The following is a 19,942-nucleotide window of genomic DNA, read 5'->3' on the forward strand; positions in this document are numbered from 1 at the left end:
CGCAGGAAACAGCCAGTTTGTCGGCAGTATTCGCAAGGCTACTCGACCGAGCGGCAGCCCGCCACGATTGCGCTACATCTTCGAGATCCTCTCGCAACCGCATCGTCGATTTGCGCGGCAAGAGAAGAAGGCGGCTGCCCCCTTGCCCTGCACACGCAAAGGGCGTTTTGTGAAACGTAATAGTCCCTGGCAGCGATTTCCGAGCGCGTTTCGAGCACCCGTGCCCTGGTAAATCCTGCACTCGCCGCGTCGGCAGGAAGCGGCAGAAGTTGAGGGGTTTGAATAGGTTAAGCCTGTTTCGGTTAAACCACAGGTGGCGACGGGCGAACTAATTTATTGCGCCTTTTTAAACATTTCACTAATCTAGCCCGATAGAGAAATTTGTTGCTTTTGATGGTTTCCATGATGACATTCGGTTCTGATGGCAGCCTAACTGCTCGCGCCCACTACCGAGAAAGTGTCGAACTTGCGGTCCAGCGCAATGGGAATTCGGTAGGACTGCTCGATGCGTGGGCCCTGGTCAAACGCCGCATGCGACTTCTTGCGTCGGTGATTGTCGGGTGCACCTTGCTCTCCGCCATAGCATCATTCACGCTGCCGAAAACCTACACCGCCAGTTCCGAGCTGGTGCTCGAACGCAAAGATGTTCGACCATTTGCCACCGATGCTTCATTGACATCTCTTGACCGCGATCGTTCTGCGGCAGAAACCGAAATGGATGTTCTGCAGTCCAGGCAGTTCGCTGGCCGTGTGGTCGACAGATTGAAGCTCATCAACAACCCCAGCTTCAACCCCTATGCTGGCGGGGCCAAGCAATCGCGGGACATTGGTGGCGGACTTCTTAGACAGTTTCAAAGAATGTTCGGAATCGACCGGGCGCCCGATCCTGTTAGAAATGTGCCGGATCTGAAAACGCAACGGGACCGGGCAATCTCGTCACTATTGCCCCAGTTCGATGTTAGCCGGACTGGTGAGAGCCTGGCGGTTAGGATTACCGTATCAAATCCGGAACCTAAACTTGCCCAGCAAATAGCGAATACGATCGCTAACCTGTACGTTGAATCTTCGCTCGAGTTCAAACAGGACGAGCGGATCGCCGACAAGCAGCGGGCCCTAAATACGGGCGGCGCCGTGGGGTTCCTTCGGCAAAGCATGACACAGCCGCTTTTGGTCACATTGCGGTCCGAAGAGGCCCGGTTGCTGCAGACGAGAGCCGAGATCGCCGCGAAGTTCGGTAAGAACCACCCTCAGATGATCGATGCAGATTCGCAGATTGCGGGCGTGCGCAGGATGATCGAAGAGGAGGTTCGTCGTATTCTGCTGGACCTTGAAGCGGAATCTCTGAAGCCAAGTGCTCGAATTGTATCAGCGGCCGAACTTCCGAATTCACCATCGTTTCCCAAGGCGAGTATCATGGTTCCGGCGGCATTCGCCGGTTCGACCTTGTTGGCCTTTCTGCTCGCGCTCCTGTTCGAAGCCACTGACACGCGAATCCGCAGCGGACAACGCACAGCAGAACTTCTGCGCATACCCAACCTAGGCTACGTGCCCAAGCTTCCGAAGCATTTGTCCTCCCTCGGCACGAAGCGGTCGTCATGCATACCGGACTGGAGCAACGTGACATCCGCAGAAGCGGAGCGGTCGATCTATATGGCTTCCCGCTTCTCAGAGGCTAAGCAACTGCATCGCGTTGTGATGATCACGTCCTGTCGCCACAACATTGCAAACGCCTCGACAGCTTGGGGGATTGCAACTGCCGCAGCAGCAGACGGCCGTCCCACCGCTTTTGTGAACCTGGATTTCCATCAGCACAGCGTTCTCTATTTGAAAAGCATGGGGCGCTCCCCCGAACTCGTCGAGCGCTATCTCAAGAATGAAGCAACCCTGTCTGATGTCGTGCAGACGATTCCTACCTTGCCGGGATTGGGCTTCCTTGACGCCACGTTGGCGATGACGGAGCCGTTCAGATCAATTGACTCTGACAAACTATGCGACCTGATCCTGGCGCTGAAGCAGAGCGGTTATGATTTCATCGTGCTTCACGCTCCACCCGTCCTCACATCGGGGGACGCGACTTGGCTCGCACCCTTTGTTGACGGCGTCATCCTCATGGTCTCTTGGGGCGAGACGACCGAGGACCAATTGCTGGCGGCTGTTTCGCAGCTCCGGATGAACCATGCGCCGCTGATTGGTACCGCAATCAACCAAGTCAATCCTGAAGTTCATAAGCGTCACCGCTATGGAGGCTATGTGATAACCTCAAAGCGCTTCCCGACCAGTGGCTGGATCAGGAGCCTTTCCCGCGGCAATGGTGCAACCGCCGACCGCCTGCCCAAGGAAGCGGCCACTTCGCCCGTGCTTTCGGCGAGAGCAGCGCCCAAATCTCCGTCGAACATCGTGTAATGGTGGTTGCCAATAGTTTGGCCGATGATCCGGTATCGGTCGCTTACATCGAACAAGGCTCACCAGCCGAAGCGCTCATTCTTTGAATAAGCAGGAAGCTTTCTGATGCCGCCTCGTTCCCGGAATCAGCGCTTGTTGCACAAACCAGAAGAGCTTGTGGGCCGTAGGAGTTGAGAAACAAATCCAAGCATAAGTCCGGAAACTCTTCGAAAACAGTTTGGGAGAGCATTCAACATGAGTAACGGCGAGCAGCGGACCGTGTGCTTTCCTTTCATAGGAGATTTCATCGGCGGAAGCCATCTGTCCGCGCTCGGACTGATACGAAACCTTCCCAAGTCCTTCGCGCCGTTGGTTGTCCTCCACGAAACCGAAGGCCCGGTCGCAGAGCTGTTTCGCCGGGAAGGCATCGACTTTGAACCAGCGCCCGTTCCCAACCGCTTGCAGCGGCTTGGCGCGCACAACGGCGCGGCAGTGCTCAACGTCGCGCGAACTCTTCCCGCGCTTGTCAGATATTTGCGAGCCAGGAACGTCGCGATCGTGCACACGAACGACGGTCGCGCCCATCTCATGTGGGGTCTTGCAGCACGGCTGGCGGGATCGAAGCACCTCTGGCATCACCGCGGCGATGCATCTTCCTTTGGGTTGCGACGCGTCGCGCCCTGGCTTGCGAACCGTCTCGTCGCCGTTTCGAAATTTGCATCGCCGCGCCCTGGGCTTTTCTCCGCGGCGTCCAAGTGCAGTGTCGTTCATAGTCCATTCGACGTCACGAAAATGGTCGGGGTCGAGCGTGAAGAGAGCCGAAAACACGTCATAGCCGCCATCGGCTGCCCGCCCGAAACAAAGCTTCTCGGATATGTGGGAACCCTGGTTGATCGCAAGCGGCCGATCGTATTCGTGGAAGTGCTGGCAGCCCTGCAGCGGCTGGAGCCGGATGTCGAATTTGCCGGGCTGTTTCTTGGCACCGCCGTGAACGGGCTTGACGACGCCGCCAGGTCGCGGGCGGAAGCACTTGGTGTGAGCGACCGCATTCATTTCATGGGATTCCGTTATCCGGGCGAACCATGGATCGCAGGGCTGGATGCTCTTCTGGTAACCGCGGTGAATGAACCCCTCGGAAGGACGCTTGTCGAAGCAATGCTGCTGGGAACGCCAGTCATCGCATCAGATTCAGGAGGCAATCCCGAAGTGGTCGAGGACGGCGAGACGGGCATGCTCGTTCGCCCGGACGATCCCGCTGAATTCGCCGAAGCTTGCTTAAAGTTGTTCGGTAATGCTGCCTATCTTGCGCACATCGTGGAAACAGCTCGTCATGAAGCACAAGCCCGCTTCGGCATCGAGCGCCACGTACATGCAATCACGGCGGTCTACGAAGGTTTACTACGCACAGGCGATATGCGGGGTGCCGACAGGGTACAGGTCCATACCCGGTGACGGGGTGCGAAATGCGGCGCGAGGCGACAGTGTCAGAAATCGGCAAAACAACGACACGTTATTCCGACAACCATCCGCGCGCCATGCACGGGCCCTTGTCCGCTGTCGAGCGGGCTATCCTCTATTTGGGCGTTTTTTTGGCGCCCTATGCAACACTGCGGTTTTCCGAACTATTCTTTACGTTCAGTGATTTCTTTTTCTGTTTGAGTTTTCTTCTTCTTTTCATAACCGGACGGATTTGGAGTAAACCGCTCGGCGAAGCGACGGCACTTTGGCTTATCGCGTTCATGCTCCTGTTCGTCGGGCTTATGATTGGCAGCCTCTCCCAGAACAGCCCTGACCGGGGCTTGATTGTGACGGCACAGTATTTGTTCGCCTACGTATTCTTATTGTTCATTCTGATCCGCGAGGAACCCAAGGAAGCGTATCGTCTGGCGGTTATTTTTTTGGTCAGCATAATCCTCATAGATATACATGGCATCATTACCTTCTATGCGATCGGCTATGTGCCTGGCGAAGGAAAGGGCGTCGTTACCGGGGGGCGGCGTTTGGCTACAGTCCTTCGAAACCCGAATTTGGCTGCGGCGATGAATGCCTTGACGCTACCTATTCCGCTCTTTTTTTGGGCGACAGGGCGGATCAAGTCATATGTGGCCTTGCCAATACTGGCATTGTTTATTGGCACCGTGATCCTTACGAGCTCGAATAGCGGTTTGTTCGTAACATTGCTTTGTCTGGCTGTCTTCACGGCGTTCGTTTCTACGCCTAAGTTGTTGTTGCGTTTGGCGCTTGGAGCCGGAATACTTGCTGCGGTCGTGGCGGGATTTGGAAACAAGGACCTGTTGCCCAAGACGTTTCAGACGCGTGTCCTCGGTGCGCTTTCCTCGGGCGATATATCTGAAGCCGGAACTTTCGTCTCGAGAGCCGCGCTTATCGAGGAAGCACTGCAAATGATGTCCGATGAACGGATTACCCTGGTGGGTCTGGGCGCGGATCAATTCCGAGAGAGAAGTGCACAAAAGGCTCCCGTTCACAATCTTTATCTTCTCCTCTGGGTCGAAGGCGGACTGCTTGCGCTCATGGGCTGGATCATGTTTTCAGCAGTCGGTGTGCTGCATGGAATCACGCTCAGGAAGGCTGGCGCAGATAAGAGGGCACTGGCAGCGATGTTTACGACTTTCGTCGTCTTTCTCACGGTCGCTCTGTTCAATCCGCACATGTATGCGAGGTATTGGACGATCCCAGTCTTCTTGTGCTGCGGACTCGGATTTGCGCAGTTCCGGCGGACAGTACAGCCTTGAATAGAGCAAAATTTCTGAAACCGAGGCCGTCTCTTTCAAGAGCAGGCGTACCGAACTCGCCTGTGCTCCAGTGCAATAAATTAAATAGTCGGCGGACGACGGTGAGAAGTATTGTCAAGGAAGAAATATAGTAAATTTTGCCAGGGTTGCTAATCCTGGGCTGATGCCTTATCATTTATTTGCTTTGTTCATTTGTTTGGTCGAGTGAGGCGTCGGCAGTCATTCCCAGCATGCACTTGGGAGGTGACCGGCCCCGCGCGGCTCGCGTCATTTCTTAAGAGGTTGCGGCGATTTCATTCTGATCTGTCTAGAGGGCCGTGCGTCTAATCGGACGCGCAAAGGTCGCTGTAGGCACGGCTCTGACATACTCGAAACGCACGCGCCGTTGCGGCAAGATTGCAGTCGGAACCCCATCTTCTGGTGGGAACGTGAAAGTCCACATGCGCCAGCCGGCCCCTGACCCGCGCAAGCGGGAAATGGAAGGCAAGCTCAAGCGGTCGCACATGAAAGGCTCCTATGATGCCCTCGCAACCAGCTCGTATTGCCTATATCGCAGGTTATGGACGCAGCGGCACCACCATACTCGACATTGCGTTGGGCCAGCACGGCGCCGTGTTAGGGGCGGGCGAGATAACGTCGCTCACACGGCACGTTTGGCGCAACAATGAATATTGCGCATGCGGTAATCCAATTCGCGACTGCAGCTTCTGGAGCGCCGTCTGCCAAGAATGGTCCGCAAATCCGGACCCCGACCTTATGTCGGAGTATTGTGCACTTCAAACGAAGTTCGAGGGGCTATCCATCCTGATAAGAGTGCTTTCCGGGTTGGATCTTGGAAAGAGCTTTGCAAAGTATGCGCGTCACACCGAGCGTCTGATAAACGCGATGGTGTCCCGTTCCGGGAAGCAAATAATCGTCGATTCTTCGAAGTTGCCGGGAAGGGCAATGGCACTCGCACAAATCCCGGGAATTGACATGCGCGTCATCCACATGGTGCGCGACGGGCGCGGCGTGGCCTGGTCGCTGCTAAAACCTTATGAGCGTGACACGAAATCCGGGCTGCAAAAGGAGATCAGACGAAAATCGGTATTCAGGACGGCTTTGCGATGGAGCGTAGTCAATCTTGCGGTCGAGTATCTGTCACGAAAGCTGGGCCCGGAGAAGGTGATGCGCGTGAGGTATGAGGATTTCGCGTCAGACCCCGTCGCCGTCATGCAGCAAATCGGCGCGTTTCTGGACCTTGATCTTCACCAAATCGGTTCTTCTCTGAAAGACGGGGAGCCCGTTGGTCCCGGGCACCAGGTCGCAGGGAACCGGCTGCGTATGAATGGGTCTGTCGCACTCTCCAAAGACGAGTCGTGGCGAGCACGAATGCCCGCCGGTCAGCAGGTCTCCTTCGAGCGGTTGTGCGGCTGGATGCTCAGACGCTACGGCTATCTTTGAGCGATGAGCATCCAAGGGCGCGGGAGAGTTGTGCTGGCTGCGCGTTTGGCCGCTCGCGAGGGTCCAGAATGATAGACTGGCACGGCCCAGACCTTTGTCGTGCCCCCGCTCCTGTGTATTCGAGTGCCCGACAAACGGCAATTCCGTGACCACAATAGGAATAACCAGCCTCGATTAGGTGGGCACTAGAGGATGATGAAAATCACTCAATCGCGGGACGCAAGCGCATTTGCTGCCAGGGTCGCTCGCCCTCTGATGTTGGCAGGGCTGCTGCTTGGATCGTGGACCGTGCCTTTGCGGGAGGCCGGGGCGGCAACGGCAGTCCGGGAGCCTCTTTCACCCAAGCTTGCAGACGGTAGGCAGCGCGCCTTTCCTACGGCCGAAGGCTTCGGCGCCGCTTCCGTAGGAGGGCGGGGCGGGAAGGTGATCTATGTCGACAACACGAACGAGTCAGGACCTGGATCTCTGCGCGATTGCGTCGAAGCATCCGGGCCACGCGTTTGCATTTTCCGCACGGGCGGTACGATTACTCTGAGCGAGGAATCGTTGGTGGTTCGAAATCCGTTCTTGACCATTGCCGGAGAGACGGCCCCGGGCGGGGGGATCGCCATCCGCAACGGTGAGAGGCAAATTCGTCCTTCAATTGAAATTTTCACCAACGACGTGATCATAAGGCACATCCGCCTTCGCCCTGGCCCGCATGCGCGCAAGGCTTGTTGTTCCGGCGGTCTTGGAATGTACTCCGAGGCGGCAAAAAATATCATGCTTGATCATATTTCCGCCAGCTGGGGATCGGACGAGACGGTAGACTCGGAAGATGCCAGCAATTTCACCTGGCAATGGGGAATTGCCAGTGAGCCGCTGTTGAATGGCGGCCCGGGGAAAGATAATCGCGCACGCAACATGTTGTTCACAAAAGGCGGCAACGTTTCGGTGCACCACTCGCTGTTTGCGTTCGGCCAGTTCAGAAATCCGCAGATAAAAATGAAGAATCCCGGCGCAATCGCGGATGTCGTCAACAATGTTATGTTCTCGCCAGTGTGGCAATATGTCGTGAGCTTCGGCGATGAATGGACGCACATTCAGGCCAATGTGATCGGCAATTACAAGATCGCGGGGAAGAAGCTGCGCAACGACCACCTCGTGCAGCTCTTTATCGAAAGCGGGCTCGGGCACTCGATCTACGTCAAGGACAACTACGACGAACCCTATCGTACCGAACCTGGCCAAGATGACAGCTTGGTTCTAGCCGAGGAACAAAGACGGTTTGCTGTGGCGAAACCGTTCGAGGTGCCGATGGTCCGCGCCTCTGCGCCGATGGTGGCCTATGACGAGGTCTTGGCGAATGCCGGCGCCACGAAGCCCGAGCGCGACGGGGTCGACAGACGCATTGTCGAGGATGTGAAGAGTCGCAGTGGGCAGCTATTGAAAAACGACCCGCGCAACGTGGGCGGGTGGCCCGAGCTTGAAGCCGGAACGCCGTACCAGGACACGGACATGGACGGCATATCAGATGATTGGGAGCTCGAAAACGGCATCGACCCTATGAAGGCCGATGATGGTCAGCAGGACATCGATGGCGATGGGTGGACAAACCTGGAGGAGTTTCTCCATTTCATGGCCGGCGATCCCGAAGGCGGCGATGTCCAACTGCCCCCGGGTCAACAATGAGCCAGTGCATGTCGCCCAAAAGTGTGCAGCGGTTTGCGGCCTGCAGAACCAAGCCTGAAGCGCAGCGCATGAATATGTTTGAATGCGATGCGCTCTACTGCATGTCTTTGTCCTTAAATCGTCCTCGATTTAAGGACAAAGACATGTCATTGAATGCGCCACGCGGGAATTCCGTGAGGGCGTGTTCGTTTGGTTCACTGGATACGACGGGTTGATAAGTCATGACCTTGAGTGCCAGCAAATTCTATTCATCGGGTACGGATACGATCGACGTGGCGCTGGAATCTGCCTTCTTCGCCAATCTCAAAATGCGAAACGGCACTTTCAAGCTGACCCAACCGTCGCGCTTCCGGGACCTGGAGGCGGCGTTCCGGCCCTATGTCGAGGAGCGCGTGGGTTCGCTTCGCGAGGTCCTCGACGTGGGCGTTTCCGTCGGGATAACAACGGTGGAACTCGCCAGATTCCTGACTGATTGTGGCGGTGCTGCCAGCATTGTCGCAACCGATCTCTTCATCGAGGCCCACATCGTCGAAGTGTTTCCAGGGTTTAGAGTTTTCTGCGACCCGGAGGGCTGGCCGCTGCAGTATGACGTCCGGGGTGTCGCAGTTCGTCCATGGGTTCGAAAACTGGACTACGTGACGCTTGCGTTTATTCCACTCATGTTCGGGCGCATCGTTCTACGGCCATTCCTGCGCAAACGCATAGAGGCCGGTATGAGCAGGCCGGTGCAAATGATTACCCGGTCATTGCCATCGAATGGTGAAATCGTATTCGTCGAGAATGACATTATGCGTCGGTCGGAGCGCTTTATCCGCCGATTCGACATGGTACGCGCCGCCAACATCCTGAATACAGGATACTTTTCTCCGGATCAGATTCGTACCGCGATTGCGAACATTCACTCCTACCTCCGCGGTCCGGGCGCCTTGCTCGTGATCGCCCGCACCAACCGCGCTCGGGAAAACGCTGGCACCCTGTTTGAGCTAAGCGGCAACGGATCGTTTGCCGCACTGGAGCGCGTGGGCGGGGGGTCGGAGATTGAAAGGCTCGTGCTGGACTTTCGCGCCCCCGCAACTGCTGACGGCTGCAGGTGAGTTCACCGTGGGCGCTATAGTGGGGTCCTCATTGCTGAACGCTCCCATTTCTCAGCCACCCATTCAGGTCCTTGCCGACGATGGTGCCGAGCTTCTCTATCTCCGTGGCATAGAAATCGCTCATGCGTTCCCGCAGCTCTCGGGACAACGGCGCGTACTCCACTTCGGCTGCGGCGAATGACCGTATTTTCTTGAAGGCCGCATTGTTCCTGAAAGGAGCGACCATAGGCTTGAACGGGCGCAGCAGACGGCGCAAAGTCGGGTTGACGACCGGCTCCGCCTTGTCTTTGACTTTCTTCTCCAGCGGCCGCAGCGCCAGATTGTCAGTCATCCTCATGAACTTTCGGATGCGATCGAGCTGTCCAAACGCATCGATATTCATATCCTCGTAGAGAACGACGAGTATCTGCTCGGCTGGAAACCGATCAAGGTAAGCCTGCAGCTGCTGAAAATAGAGCCCGCCGTTCAGGAAGCGTCCGCCGGCGCCGCGGCGTGGATCGAGATATTGGGCGATGTCGCGGCCGACTTCGCCCCTGCGGTATAGCATGCAGTAGTCCGAGTAGGCGCGCTCGATGGGATTACGCAATTGCGCGATCAGCCTGGCGTTGGGAAGTTTTCGGCTTATCCGCTCGGCTGCGCCCTCGGTATCCATATAGGAGTTGGATTTTTCGCCGACGAGACCTCCATCCTTCTCTCCTTCGAAGTTGGAAAGGTACCACTCGTCTCCACGATCGTAGTAACGACTGAAATAATGCAATTCCGGAGCCGGCATGTATATGTGCGGATCCTGTTGCAGTGATTGCTGGAGCCATGTCGTGGCGCTCTTTGTCGCGCCGATAATCAGAAAATCGATGTCGTGCAACTTCATGGATTTCCCTCCGTCACAGCGCTCGCGCTGGCCCGGGAACAAGGGCACAGCTATGCGCGACAGGTTCGCGAATGCCTATCACTTAGATTGGGCTGAAGCTGGCAAATCGTCCGCCCGCAGCCTGGCTTCAACTCGACCTGCACCGCCTCTCGTAGGAAAAATCGTGCAAACGAAACGACCAAAATGCATCAGGAAATTACAAAAACATGACCGCCGCATAGTAATGGACGGGCTCAACTTGGGCAAGTAGTCGGCGCACCGCTCAAGTCTACCTCGGCGTTCTTTCTAATGTCTCGCCTGTGTCTGGCGATACGCGACGGTCATCATCCAGAGCAAGATGGTGGCCATGACGATATGAGCCAAATTGGCGCCCATTGGGCCGACCCGCGGGATCAGCGTCAACGCGGTGGCATGAAACGCAATCGTTGCGACGAGGACGCTGCTCAGAACCCGGTCCTCCCGGCCCATGGCCAGGAGGGCTGCGCGGGTAACCGTCCCATACAACATGATGGTAACGGCAATGGATTGAACGACGACCAGCGGCCCTGCCGCCTCGAATTCCGAGCCGACGGCTAGTCTCAGCACCGGATCGATCGCCAAATATACCCCGCCGACCAGCAATATGCCGAAGCCGAGAAGAAGAACCCGCATTTGTGTGACGGCCCGATGAAACTCTTCGATTGCGCCCGAGGCCCAGGCCCGCGCCAAATCGGGGTAGAGCACGGCCTGCGCGTGATCTCCAATTTGCAGTGTCATTCGGCCAATGCGCTTGGCGATGTGATAGAGACCCGCGGCAGTCGGGTCGGCCAGATATCCGACGAGAAGCGTGTCGAGCTGGTTGGCGCTCGAACGCAGCGTCAACGACAGGTTCGTCGAGATCGCGAATCTCCAGAGACCTGGAAACAGGGCCGTAATGCCGCGAACAGAAGCCGTCAGCATGCTCGCCAGCATTCCTTGTCTTCGCAACTCCGCAAGCGAAAGGAACACGACGGTCAGCGATCCGAAGATCTGGGCTGCCATCCATATCAGGGCGAATTCATGCAAGGTGCCGCCGATGGCAAAGCCGATCGCGCACAATCCCATGCGGAAAACGCTCGAAGCGACCTGGCCATAGGCGATCGTTCTAAACTTTCCAAACAGCCGCAGCACGGCCATCGGCATGCCGGTGATCTGAAACGGCAGAACGGTACAATAAAGCGTGACGAGCCCCGACATCTCGGACGAAATCCCGATCCAGGAACCGAAGGCCCACACGAGCGCCACGGCAATCATGTATCCGGTCGCCGCGGCGGAGACGTCAAGCATGAGGCCGAACTTGAACAACGAAGCGAGGGTTTCCGGGCTCTTCGATTGCGCGCCGAATTTGATCAGTGGCTGCCAGGACTGGAAGTTCACCAGCCGCTCCACGGCGCTCGTGTAGGTGAGGCAAAGCGCCAGGATGCCATACTCGGCGGGACCGAGCGCCCTAGCCGTCAAGGCGAAGCCAACGAGGCCCAACAGTGAGGTAAGCGCGTTTCCAGTGAGGAGATGCCCTATGTTCCCGAGGCGGCTCTTCAGGGTTTTCTCCCGAGCGAATATCTTATGGAGGCGGTTGAAATCTTTGGCCAACTTTTTTCGAATCGGCAAACGAGACCTCCTGCCTCCAACGAGGCCGCCTGATGAATAAGGCGCCGCCCTACGGGCATGGCATGATGCCCTTGCAAATCTAGAGGGGTGAGCCTGACATCGCAGGGGCAAGAACACCCGCGAGCACCCCTCGGCGCAGTCGTGTGCGAGCGGCAAGGAAGTCGCCTCGTCGGTCACAACTACCGGCGCAAAAAATACCTAAAATCCTTTGACGTGACAGTATGTGGGAGAATATAGTCGCGCGAGATATTTTGATAGCGTTTTCTTTATTGCTTTTTGGAGGGCGGTTGCGATGGGGACATTACCTCCGCTAACGGCCATGAGCTTGCCCCTACGGGTTTGGGGCGCGTATGTTTTGGCGATCGTGCTGTTGGCAATCGGACTTCTAATCGGTCCGGCGGCGCGTGCGTCTGCCAGTGACTATCGGCTCAATACCGGGGATGTTCTGACATTTGACTTCCTCGACGATGCCGAACTGCCGATCACCGCGACCGTTTCCGGCAACGGCGAAGCACAGTTCCCGCTCATCGGCGGGGTCAACATCGTGGGTCTCACGATAACGGAGGCCTTGGAAAAGCTTGGCAACGAATATCGCCGACGCGACATCCTCGTCGATCCAAAGCTGTCTCTTAACATCTCGACCTTCAGGCCAATTTTCGTCCTCGGTGAGGTCAGGACCCCCGGTTCGTTTCCTTTCTTCAGCGGTCTGACGGTAGAGCAGGCCATCGGCCTTGCAGGCGGTATGCAGATCGTCGCGTCGAACGCCTCCGACCGGCTCGTCACACGCGCGCGCCTGCGTGCGGAGGTAGAAGCAGCAACAGCCGAAATCGTTCATGAAGCCGTCTATGCGGCGAGGCTCTCGGCGCAGTTGAAATCCAGCGAGAAGATCGACCTGAACGATGTCCCGGAGATCGCCCGCACCTATGTCGAAGGCCTGCCGTTTGATAGCGTCACCGAGCTCGAGGAGAAGATCCTCAAGGAGGATCTCGCCGCCTATAGATCGCAAGCGCAAATTCTGACGGAAGGGATCGCCCAGGCCGAGGGCGGGATAGAGATCCTGAACGAGCTCGTGCAGCAGCAAAAGGACATAGTGAGCAACAGCCTTGAGGACGTGGAGCGCATCGGCGCGCTGCGCAAGCGGGGGCTGAACACCGAAAGCGAGCTCTCTCGCGCGGAGAACAGCGCGGGAACGGAGAAGGCCCAACTCCTGCAAACCTTCGCGACTCTCGCGCGTACGCGCCAGGAGTTGAGCGAGCTGAAGCTGCAGCTGGCAAAGCTCGCCGCCGACAGGAAGAAGGACATACTGACCCAGCTCCAAGAGCGTGAAATTGCCATCAAGAAACTGATTTCGGAGCAACACGCCGCTGAAGAGCAAATCCTCCTCATGGCCGCCGTGGCCAAGGATGAATCGAGAAAAAACCAAGTCTCATTTGCCTACGAGATCCGTCGGAACCCGGTTGGCGGCAAACCGACCAGCTTTGAAGCGTCCCTCGTCACGGAAATGCTGCCGGGCGATGTTGTCGTGGTCAGTATCGCCGGAATGTAAGGTTCGCAGGCAAGGGGGAGCGAGAACCGCGCTCCACGACCCAAGGACACTGAAGTGAAGCCCATTCGAGAGCACGCAGTCTTCGCTTTTCGTTTGCCTGCCGCGTCGGGACCATACCGTCTCAAGCGCGCTCTCGAGTGCGCGCTGGGCGGGGTGCTTTTCGTCCTCTGCCTGCCGCTGATGGCGGCAACAGCGATCGTCGTTTGGCTGAGCCTTGGGCTGCCGTTGTTCTTCACCCAGGCACGCGCCGGCGCGGGTATGCATGACATCACGATTACGAAGTTTCGCACGATGACCAACGCGCGGGGACCGGACGGCGCATTGTTGCCGGACCAAATGCGCCAGACGGCTGCGACGTCGGTGCTTCGCAGACTTCGTTTCGACGAACTGCCGCAACTCCTTGCCGTGTTGGTGGGCGACATGTCGATCGTAGGGCCGCGCCCGCTCCCGTTGGCGACGGTTGCAAGCTTTGGTGATCTTGGCCGCCTGCGCTCGCTGGTCGCTCCAGGTATGACGGGTTGGGCACAGGTCAATGGCAATACGTTGCTGTCGGACGAGGAGAAGATCGCGCTTGACCTCTGGTATGTCGCGCACGCGAGTCTTTGGCTCGATGTGCGAATTCTCCTGTTGACCCTAAGGACAATCATTTTCGGCGAGCGCGTAAACGATATGCATCTAAAAGTTGCTCAGGATTTTCTTTTACGTCATTCTCGCGGTCTGCAGCACGCGTGATCATGCGATAGCGGGCTGGGCAGCAGGTCCGGTGAAAGAGGCGATGGTTCGGGCCGGCTTGGGATAAGGGAGTCCTGCGCAAAGTCTGGACATATGTATTGTTGGCCACGCGGGGTGCGCGTGGAAGGCGGCAAGGTCTGTTGGAGGTTCCATGGACGGCTCGCATTTCTCTTTTGGACGCACATTGGTCGTCGCTCCGCATCCTGATGATGAGGTGCTTGGCGCTGGCGGAACAATCGCAAAGCTAGCTTCATGCGGCGAAGAGGTTTTTGTCGCGATCGTAACCGAGGGAAAGCCGCCGACCTTCGACGCCGCGACTATCGCCAAAGTCCAGGCCGAGGCGAGGGAGGCGCACCAGGCCCTAGGCGTGCGGGAAACCCTTTGGCTTCGTTTGCCTGCTGCACAGCTTGCGGAAACCGCGCACGCGTCCGTCAACAGTGCGCTGCTTGACCTTATTCGGCGTCTGCGCCCCCAAACCGTGCTCATTCCCTTTGTGGGCGACATGCATATGGATCATCAGGTGACCTTCACCTCGGCGCTGGTTGCTTGCCGACCGCACGAAGCGGGGTATCCGAAGCTGATCCTCGCCTATGAAACGCTCTCGGAAACGAACTGGAATGCCCCGTACCTGTCTCCGGGGTTTCTGCCGAATTTTTTCGTCGACATCACCGAACATCTCGAGGCGAAGGTCAAGGCAATGCAGCTCTTTGCATCGCAGCTGCGCGAACCGCCGCACGAGCGTTCCATCGCGGCGCTGCGTGCGCTCGCCACTTTGCGCGGCGCGACAGTGATGCGCCCCGCGGCCGAAGCCTTCGTTCTGGTTCGACAGGTCGTTTGAGCTGAGACCACTGACCGCGGCATTGTCCGTTGGACCTTCGATGCACTCTTTCCGGCCCTGCCGGAGGCGGATGAAATACGAGCGGGAGGGGAACATGGGGCGCTGGCCAATCTACGACGAAGAGCAGATCGAGGACGTCGTCTCGGTCCTTCGATCAGGGGAGGTGAATGCCTGGACGGGACCGCATGTCCGCAATTTCGAGCAGCGTTACGAGCGCTTTCTTGGGGTGAAACACGCGGTGGCCCTGGCGAACGGAACGGTGGCGCTGGACCTGGCGCTGTATTCCCTCGGGCTCAGGCCGGGCGACGAGGTGATCGTGACCCCACGCAGCTTCATCGCCTCGGCTTCTTCGGTGCCGATGGCGGGCGGCGTCGCGGTTTTTGCCGATGTCGATCGCGATAGCCAGAACATCACCGTGGAAACGATCAGCGCGAAGCTGACACCGAAGACCAAGGGTATTATCGCCGTCCACCTTGCCGGGTGGCCCTGTGACATGCCGGCGATCATGGCATTCGCGCGCGAAAACGGGCTGTGGGTGATCGAGGATTGCGCCCAGGCGCATGGAGCCGAAATAGATGGCCGGCCGATCGGCAGCTTCGCCGACATCGCCGTCTTCTCATTCTGTCAGGACAAGATCATTACCACCGGAGGCGAGGGCGGGCTCGTGGCGATGAACGACGACGAGCTTTGGCAGAAGGCGTGGAGCCGCAAGGACCACGGCAAGTCTTTCGATGCCGTCTACAACAGAGAGCACGCACCCGGGTTCCGCTGGCTGCACGAATCGATCGGGACAAACTGGCGCATGACGTCTATCCAGGCGGTGCTGGGATCGCGACAATTGCTACGCCTCGAGCAATGGCGCAGCATCAGGGCGCACAATGCTTCCATCCTCGCCAAGGCCGCCGAGGAGATCGATGCTCTGCGTACGCCCCTTCCGCCGTCGGGAACCCGGCATGCCTGGTATCGGTTCTACACTTTCTTGAGGCCGGAGCGTCTGATGCCGGAATGGAGCAGGGACCGGATCGTCAGGGAGATCAACGGTGCCGGGGTCGCCTGCTTCACCGGTAGCTGCTCGGAGATTTACCTCGAGAAGGCTTTTGTGAACTTGGACATGGGGCCGGTTGAGCGATTGCCGAACGCGCGGGAACTCGGAGAGACGAGCCTCGCATTCCTCGTCGATCCCGCTCTCGACACGGCTGCCGTGGGGAGGGCTGCACAGGTTCTGCGTGAGGTCATGGCAAGCGCCAGCCCGACGAGAGAAGCGCGCCGCCGGACGTCATAGTTCCCTGCGACGCAACGGCCGAAGCATTGGCTGGCAAGCAGTCGATGCAGTGTCCGCGCATTCTTACTGGCGCGTCTCGGAAGCCTTCGCCTTCATTTCATCCCACAGCGACGACGCGGTATTTGCGAAAGCTTTGTATCCGGATTCAAACGGGTGGCCATCGCTGTCCGGATAAAAGCGCTGTCCGGCCAGGATGGCGTCCTGCAACGCGTCGGCAGTTGCAGGAGCGGCACTGCGATAGGGCAAATCAAGCCGCTCGGCGATCTCCCGGATTTTTTCTTCAAGCGCTAGCTGACGTTCAACGCTATCGATGAAACCGGGGTCGGCGCTTGCAAGTTGACCCCGGCGACGCAGATGTTCGTAGATCACACGCTCCTTTGTCGGAAGAACCAAAAGGCCGACCCGGCCCCGCCCTCGTTCGGCCCAATCGGCCGCAAAGCGTTCAAAATCCGCAAACATTGCGGCGATCTCGGGCGCGCTCAGATCGGCCATTTGACCCGCTTCGGCGGCATAGCGCCTCGACACGGGCGGACATCCGTCCGGAAATAAATAGTATTCGGATAATTGACGATCACCGTCCGCGAAAAAGCGAGCGTACAGGCTCTTCGCCCAGTCCCTTACCGCATAGTGGTAGGCGCTCAGAATAGCGACATTCTCGAAGAGCTTGGTCTTGAGGCTTGCCGACCGCGCCTTGGTGCATTGCGAGGGGCCACCGGCCCGACCGGCGAGGGCCTGCAACTGAAGTCGGTCCTGCTCCGCATGCCAGAAGTCGGAACGTGCATCCATGATATCGCACGCGGAAAATACTATTGCGAAGTCGTTGCCGGGGAAAACGGCGACAATAGCGCCTTTCGCGCCGGCAGCCAGCGCGTCGAGCACGAGCGCGTGGTACGTGTAAATTCCGTAGCTACCAACGCCAAAATTATAGGTGGGTTCGCCTGTCATTGCCGCGAAGGCCGCCGGCCAGGCATGAGCGCTGTCGACGTTGTTGCCATATGTCATTGAATCGCCGACAGCCGCGACCTGGAAACCGTGATGTGCGCCCGCCAGATTCCGGAAGCCGTCCTCGTCGACGTCGCCAAGGGCAGGATCGAGCCGATAGCCGTACTTCTCGTCGATACGCCGATGCGACTGCGTGCCGATCGGAAACGGTGTAAACATGCGCAGCATTGTTTCCACGGCGCCCAGCGACAGGGTCAGCGAGACCAACAGCATGATCAGATTTTTCATGTGCCTTATCACCTTTCCGCGCGATCGGATGAGATCGCCCTGGAATTGCGATCCGGCAGATCCTTCCGCTGGGTGCCAGCAGGCAACGGAGGGCTCCGATCGGGTTGTCTTGCCCGGTCAGATGACGGCGGATGTTGGATGAAGCGGTCGATCAGCCGGGCGACCACTTCGCCGACACATGCTGGCCCTGCTGTGGCCCGCTCTACCTGCATTGCTCTTTGTGCGCCAGGGAGATGTAAGCTGCCGTGCTATCGAGAAATTCAAGCGCGTATAAATTACAAAGTCATTGTTCTGTATTTCTATCATGCGTTTAGTGACTCAGCCAGTAGAAACACTCGGCATACTAGGCCGTGTACTCATAAACGATAGCCAGCCGATGTCGGCTTTCGGCATACCGCCGTGTTTGACCAATCCTCCGCGCATGTCGGCAGCGCGGGACATTGCTGCCGTTGCATGCGCGACGCTTAGTTCTTAGCCAACATGGGCAAGACCAGACCCCACTGTGTTTCCTGAGGTGGCCCAAACGGCTCGAAACCCAGCTTCTTGTAGACGGCTATCGCCCGTGCATTGTCTGGATGCGGATCAGTCGCGATCACAGGTGCCCCCTCATCAAAGAGAGCCTGCATTCTCATGCTGATAAATGCTGATCCATGCCCAACACCGACCATTTCGGGGTCTCCGATGTACTGGTCAATTCCCCGCGAGCCTTTGGGAAGATGGGCAAAATGGTGATCTTCCCACCCGTGAACTGTGTAGTCCTGCATGAACGCAAATGGGCGCTCGGCGTTTGAAACAATCCAGCGCGCTACCCGAGGATCAGCCAAGTCCGCTTCATCATATGGCTCATCTGAATCCCACCATTCACGGACATGCGGGTTCGATCGCCATCCCATGAGCATATCGAGATCATCGAGAGTCACCTTGCGAAAACTGTATTGATTGGTTGTCATCATTCGACCAGTTTAGCAGATCGCCCGCCGGTAGGGATGGGCTCAGAGCGGTCATCTTCGCCCTCGAGTATCTTGAGGCGAAGCGGATATTGAATTTCGGTGTTCCTGAGAGCTTTCCAGGATCAGCGCCGGTGGCAGAGCTTTGAGAAAGTCGGTTCTCCAAGTTGATTATCAGATGAAAAGTTCGCATTCTGTCGACAACGCACTTGCCATCGCGCCGTGGGGCGCGCGAGCAGGGCCGTGGCGCCGCCGGCAACCCTGGGGATCCGTCTAGCGGCCGACAGCAGCCAAGGCGTGGTCTTCGTTCCGATCTCTGGACAACGGTGGGAGGGCATTTCGCGATGGACAAGCGTGAAGATTCTCGGGTGCCCGGATTGCCGGGGATCGCCGGGGCAAGGATAACGATCATCGTTCCAGCCTTGGGCGCGGGCGGTACCGAACACGTCGTAAATCTCGTTGCCAACCATTGGAACAGCATCGGCTGCACGGTGACGCTCATCACGCTGGAGCGGCCGGACGCCCAGCCTTACTACGATTTTGACCCCGGGATCGCCGTCGTCCGCCTGGGTGTGCCGCCCCGCAGAGCCTCGAAGTTGCGCTCGGCCTTCCTTGTATTTCAGCGATTTGCACGCTTGCGGTCCGCCATCCGACGGTCTCGGCCGGATTTCGTCTTGAGCTTTCTGACGCGAACGAATGTCCTGACGCTCCTGGCGACGACCGGCTTTTCGATTCCGGTCGTCGTTTCCGAGCGCAACAATCCCGCCTCGCAGCCCTTCGGGCCATTTTGGCGGCGGCTGCAGGCAAGCCTTTACCCTCGCGCATTCGGTCTGGTCACGATGACCCAAGGGGCGCTGGATCATTTTCCATCCAGCATTCGCCGAAACGGATGGGTTATCGCCAATCCGGTCGACCTGCCGCGGGATTGGCAGAATAGGCGTGGAAAAAGCATTCTGGCAGCGGTTGGCCGATTGACCCAGCAGAAGGGCTTCGACCTCTTGCTGAACGCTTTCTCCAGGATCGCGGAGGCTCATCCCGAATGGCGATTGGTCATTTGGGGGGAGGGTGAAGACCGGAGTGGCCTCGAGGCATTGCGCGATGCGCTCGGACTGCGGGAACGCGTAGAACTGCCCGGGATCACCGAACGACCGGGGCTTTGGATTGAAACCGCAGATGCGTTTGTCCTGTCCTCGCGTTACGAGGGATGGGGAATTGTCTTGCTGGAAGCAATGGCCTCCGGACTGCCCGTTGTTTCCTTTGAATGCGATTGGGGGCCTCGGGTGATGATAACGCACGAGAGCGACGGCATACTGGTGCCGAATGGGGATGTCGAAGCCCTTGCGAAGGCACTCGACAGGCTGCTTGCAGATCGAGAGCTTAGGGAACGACTGGGGGCGAAGGCTGCTGCGAGCGCGCAAAGTTACATGCCCGAGCAGATACTTGCCGAATGGGATGCGCTAGCCTCATGCGTATTGAAGCAGGCATCGAAGAAGAACTTACGAATGCCTAACAGTCGATCGCGGTAGCGCC

Annotated in this window: 15 protein-coding genes; 11 read left to right on the forward strand and 4 right to left on the reverse strand. The window is 57.9% G+C overall.

Features of this window, described 5'->3' with window-relative positions; genetic code table 11:
* Window positions 1-402 precede the first annotated feature (402 nt).
* From RHIBR816_RS0113200 to RHIBR816_RS0113225, 6 genes are all read left to right on the forward strand, one after another.
* Window positions 403-2,403, forward strand: a complete 2,001-nt coding sequence (locus tag RHIBR816_RS0113200; RefSeq protein WP_026186946.1) for a tyrosine-protein kinase domain-containing protein — start codon at window positions 403-405, stop codon at window positions 2,401-2,403.
* A 234-nt stretch (window positions 2,404-2,637) separates the two neighbouring features.
* Window positions 2,638-3,834: a glycosyltransferase family 4 protein gene (locus RHIBR816_RS34105; protein ID WP_018237025.1), complete on the forward strand. Its 1,197-nt coding sequence runs from the start codon at window positions 2,638-2,640 to the stop codon at window positions 3,832-3,834.
* 29 nt (window positions 3,835-3,863) lie between these two features.
* Complete coding sequence (locus RHIBR816_RS0113210) at window positions 3,864-5,135, forward strand: O-antigen ligase family protein (protein WP_026186947.1); 1,272 nt, start codon at window positions 3,864-3,866, stop codon at window positions 5,133-5,135.
* A 516-nt stretch (window positions 5,136-5,651) separates the two neighbouring features.
* Window positions 5,652-6,578 (forward strand): sulfotransferase, encoded by a 927-nt coding sequence (locus RHIBR816_RS0113215; RefSeq protein ID WP_018237027.1) that lies wholly within the window; start codon window positions 5,652-5,654, stop codon window positions 6,576-6,578.
* A 192-nt stretch (window positions 6,579-6,770) separates the two neighbouring features.
* Complete coding sequence (locus tag RHIBR816_RS0113220) at window positions 6,771-8,249, forward strand: pectate lyase (RefSeq protein ID WP_026186948.1); 1,479 nt, start codon at window positions 6,771-6,773, stop codon at window positions 8,247-8,249.
* 221 nt (window positions 8,250-8,470) lie between these two features.
* Window positions 8,471-9,343, forward strand: coding sequence for a hypothetical protein (locus RHIBR816_RS0113225; RefSeq protein WP_018237029.1), 873 nt, complete (start codon window positions 8,471-8,473; stop codon window positions 9,341-9,343).
* Between the two features lie 28 nt (window positions 9,344-9,371).
* On the opposite strand, the gene RHIBR816_RS0113230 is transcribed toward RHIBR816_RS0113225, so the two are convergent.
* Both RHIBR816_RS0113230 and RHIBR816_RS0113235 read right to left on the reverse strand, forming a co-directional pair.
* Window positions 9,372-10,211, reverse strand: coding sequence for a sulfotransferase (locus RHIBR816_RS0113230; RefSeq protein WP_018237030.1), 840 nt, complete (start codon window positions 10,209-10,211; stop codon window positions 9,372-9,374).
* Between the two features lie 285 nt (window positions 10,212-10,496).
* Window positions 10,497-11,837, reverse strand: a complete 1,341-nt coding sequence (locus RHIBR816_RS0113235) for a lipopolysaccharide biosynthesis protein (RefSeq protein WP_026186949.1) — start codon at window positions 11,835-11,837, stop codon at window positions 10,497-10,499.
* 292 nt (window positions 11,838-12,129) lie between these two features.
* Between RHIBR816_RS0113235 and RHIBR816_RS0113240 the strand changes: the two genes are divergently transcribed.
* From RHIBR816_RS0113240 to RHIBR816_RS0113255, 4 genes are all read left to right on the forward strand, one after another.
* Complete coding sequence (locus RHIBR816_RS0113240) at window positions 12,130-13,383, forward strand: polysaccharide biosynthesis/export family protein (RefSeq protein ID WP_026186950.1); 1,254 nt, start codon at window positions 12,130-12,132, stop codon at window positions 13,381-13,383.
* Window positions 13,384-13,437: 54 nt separating this feature from the next.
* Window positions 13,438-14,115: a sugar transferase gene (locus RHIBR816_RS0113245; protein ID WP_018237033.1), complete on the forward strand. Its 678-nt coding sequence runs from the start codon at window positions 13,438-13,440 to the stop codon at window positions 14,113-14,115.
* A gap of 151 nt (window positions 14,116-14,266) precedes the next feature.
* Window positions 14,267-14,953, forward strand: coding sequence for a PIG-L deacetylase family protein (locus RHIBR816_RS0113250; RefSeq protein ID WP_018237034.1), 687 nt, complete (start codon window positions 14,267-14,269; stop codon window positions 14,951-14,953).
* 94 nt (window positions 14,954-15,047) lie between these two features.
* Window positions 15,048-16,235: a DegT/DnrJ/EryC1/StrS family aminotransferase gene (locus tag RHIBR816_RS0113255; RefSeq protein ID WP_018237035.1), complete on the forward strand. Its 1,188-nt coding sequence runs from the start codon at window positions 15,048-15,050 to the stop codon at window positions 16,233-16,235.
* Window positions 16,236-16,298: 63 nt separating this feature from the next.
* Here the strand turns inward: RHIBR816_RS0113255 and RHIBR816_RS0113260 are convergent, their stop codons facing one another.
* Together RHIBR816_RS0113260 and RHIBR816_RS0113265 are read right to left on the reverse strand one after the other, a co-directional pair.
* The gene (locus RHIBR816_RS0113260) at window positions 16,299-17,465 is read right to left on the reverse strand and encodes a hypothetical protein (protein WP_018237036.1); all 1,167 of its coding nucleotides are present in this window, start codon (window positions 17,463-17,465) and stop codon (window positions 16,299-16,301) included.
* A gap of 464 nt (window positions 17,466-17,929) precedes the next feature.
* Window positions 17,930-18,418 carry a GNAT family N-acetyltransferase gene (locus tag RHIBR816_RS0113265; protein ID WP_018237037.1) on the reverse strand — a complete coding sequence of 163 codons (489 nt, stop codon included), beginning with the start codon at window positions 18,416-18,418 and terminating at the stop codon, window positions 17,930-17,932.
* Window positions 18,419-18,756: 338 nt separating this feature from the next.
* Here RHIBR816_RS0113265 and RHIBR816_RS0113270 point away from each other — a divergent pair, with 338 nt between their 5' ends.
* The gene (locus RHIBR816_RS0113270) at window positions 18,757-19,938 is read left to right on the forward strand and encodes a glycosyltransferase family 4 protein (protein ID WP_018237038.1); all 1,182 of its coding nucleotides are present in this window, start codon (window positions 18,757-18,759) and stop codon (window positions 19,936-19,938) included.
* Window positions 19,939-19,942 lie beyond the last annotated feature (4 nt).

The sequence above is a fragment of the Ensifer sp. BR816 genome, assembly GCF_000378985.1.
In the GTDB taxonomy this organism is placed as follows: Bacteria; Pseudomonadota; Alphaproteobacteria; order Rhizobiales; family Rhizobiaceae; genus Sinorhizobium.

Coding starts and splice junctions, on each gene's coding strand:
- RHIBR816_RS0113200 (WP_026186946.1), top strand. CDS start 403: ATGATGACATTCGGTTCTGATGGCAGCCTAACTGCTCGCGCCCACTAC.
- RHIBR816_RS34105 (WP_018237025.1), top strand. CDS start 2,638: ATGAGTAACGGCGAGCAGCGGACCGTGTGCTTTCCTTTCATAGGAGAT.
- RHIBR816_RS0113215 (WP_018237027.1), top strand. CDS start 5,652: ATGATGCCCTCGCAACCAGCTCGTATTGCCTATATCGCAGGTTATGGA.
- RHIBR816_RS0113220 (WP_026186948.1), top strand. CDS start 6,771: ATGATGAAAATCACTCAATCGCGGGACGCAAGCGCATTTGCTGCCAGG.
- RHIBR816_RS0113225 (WP_018237029.1), top strand. CDS start 8,471: ATGACCTTGAGTGCCAGCAAATTCTATTCATCGGGTACGGATACGATC.
- RHIBR816_RS0113230 (WP_018237030.1), bottom strand. CDS start 10,211: ATGAAGTTGCACGACATCGATTTTCTGATTATCGGCGCGACAAAGAGC.
- RHIBR816_RS0113240 (WP_026186950.1), top strand. CDS start 12,130: ATGGGGACATTACCTCCGCTAACGGCCATGAGCTTGCCCCTACGGGTT.
- RHIBR816_RS0113250 (WP_018237034.1), top strand. CDS start 14,267: ATGGACGGCTCGCATTTCTCTTTTGGACGCACATTGGTCGTCGCTCCG.
- RHIBR816_RS0113255 (WP_018237035.1), top strand. CDS start 15,048: ATGGGGCGCTGGCCAATCTACGACGAAGAGCAGATCGAGGACGTCGTC.
- RHIBR816_RS0113260 (WP_018237036.1), bottom strand. CDS start 17,465: ATGAAAAATCTGATCATGCTGTTGGTCTCGCTGACCCTGTCGCTGGGC.
- RHIBR816_RS0113265 (WP_018237037.1), bottom strand. CDS start 18,418: ATGATGACAACCAATCAATACAGTTTTCGCAAGGTGACTCTCGATGAT.
- RHIBR816_RS0113270 (WP_018237038.1), top strand. CDS start 18,757: ATGGACAAGCGTGAAGATTCTCGGGTGCCCGGATTGCCGGGGATCGCC.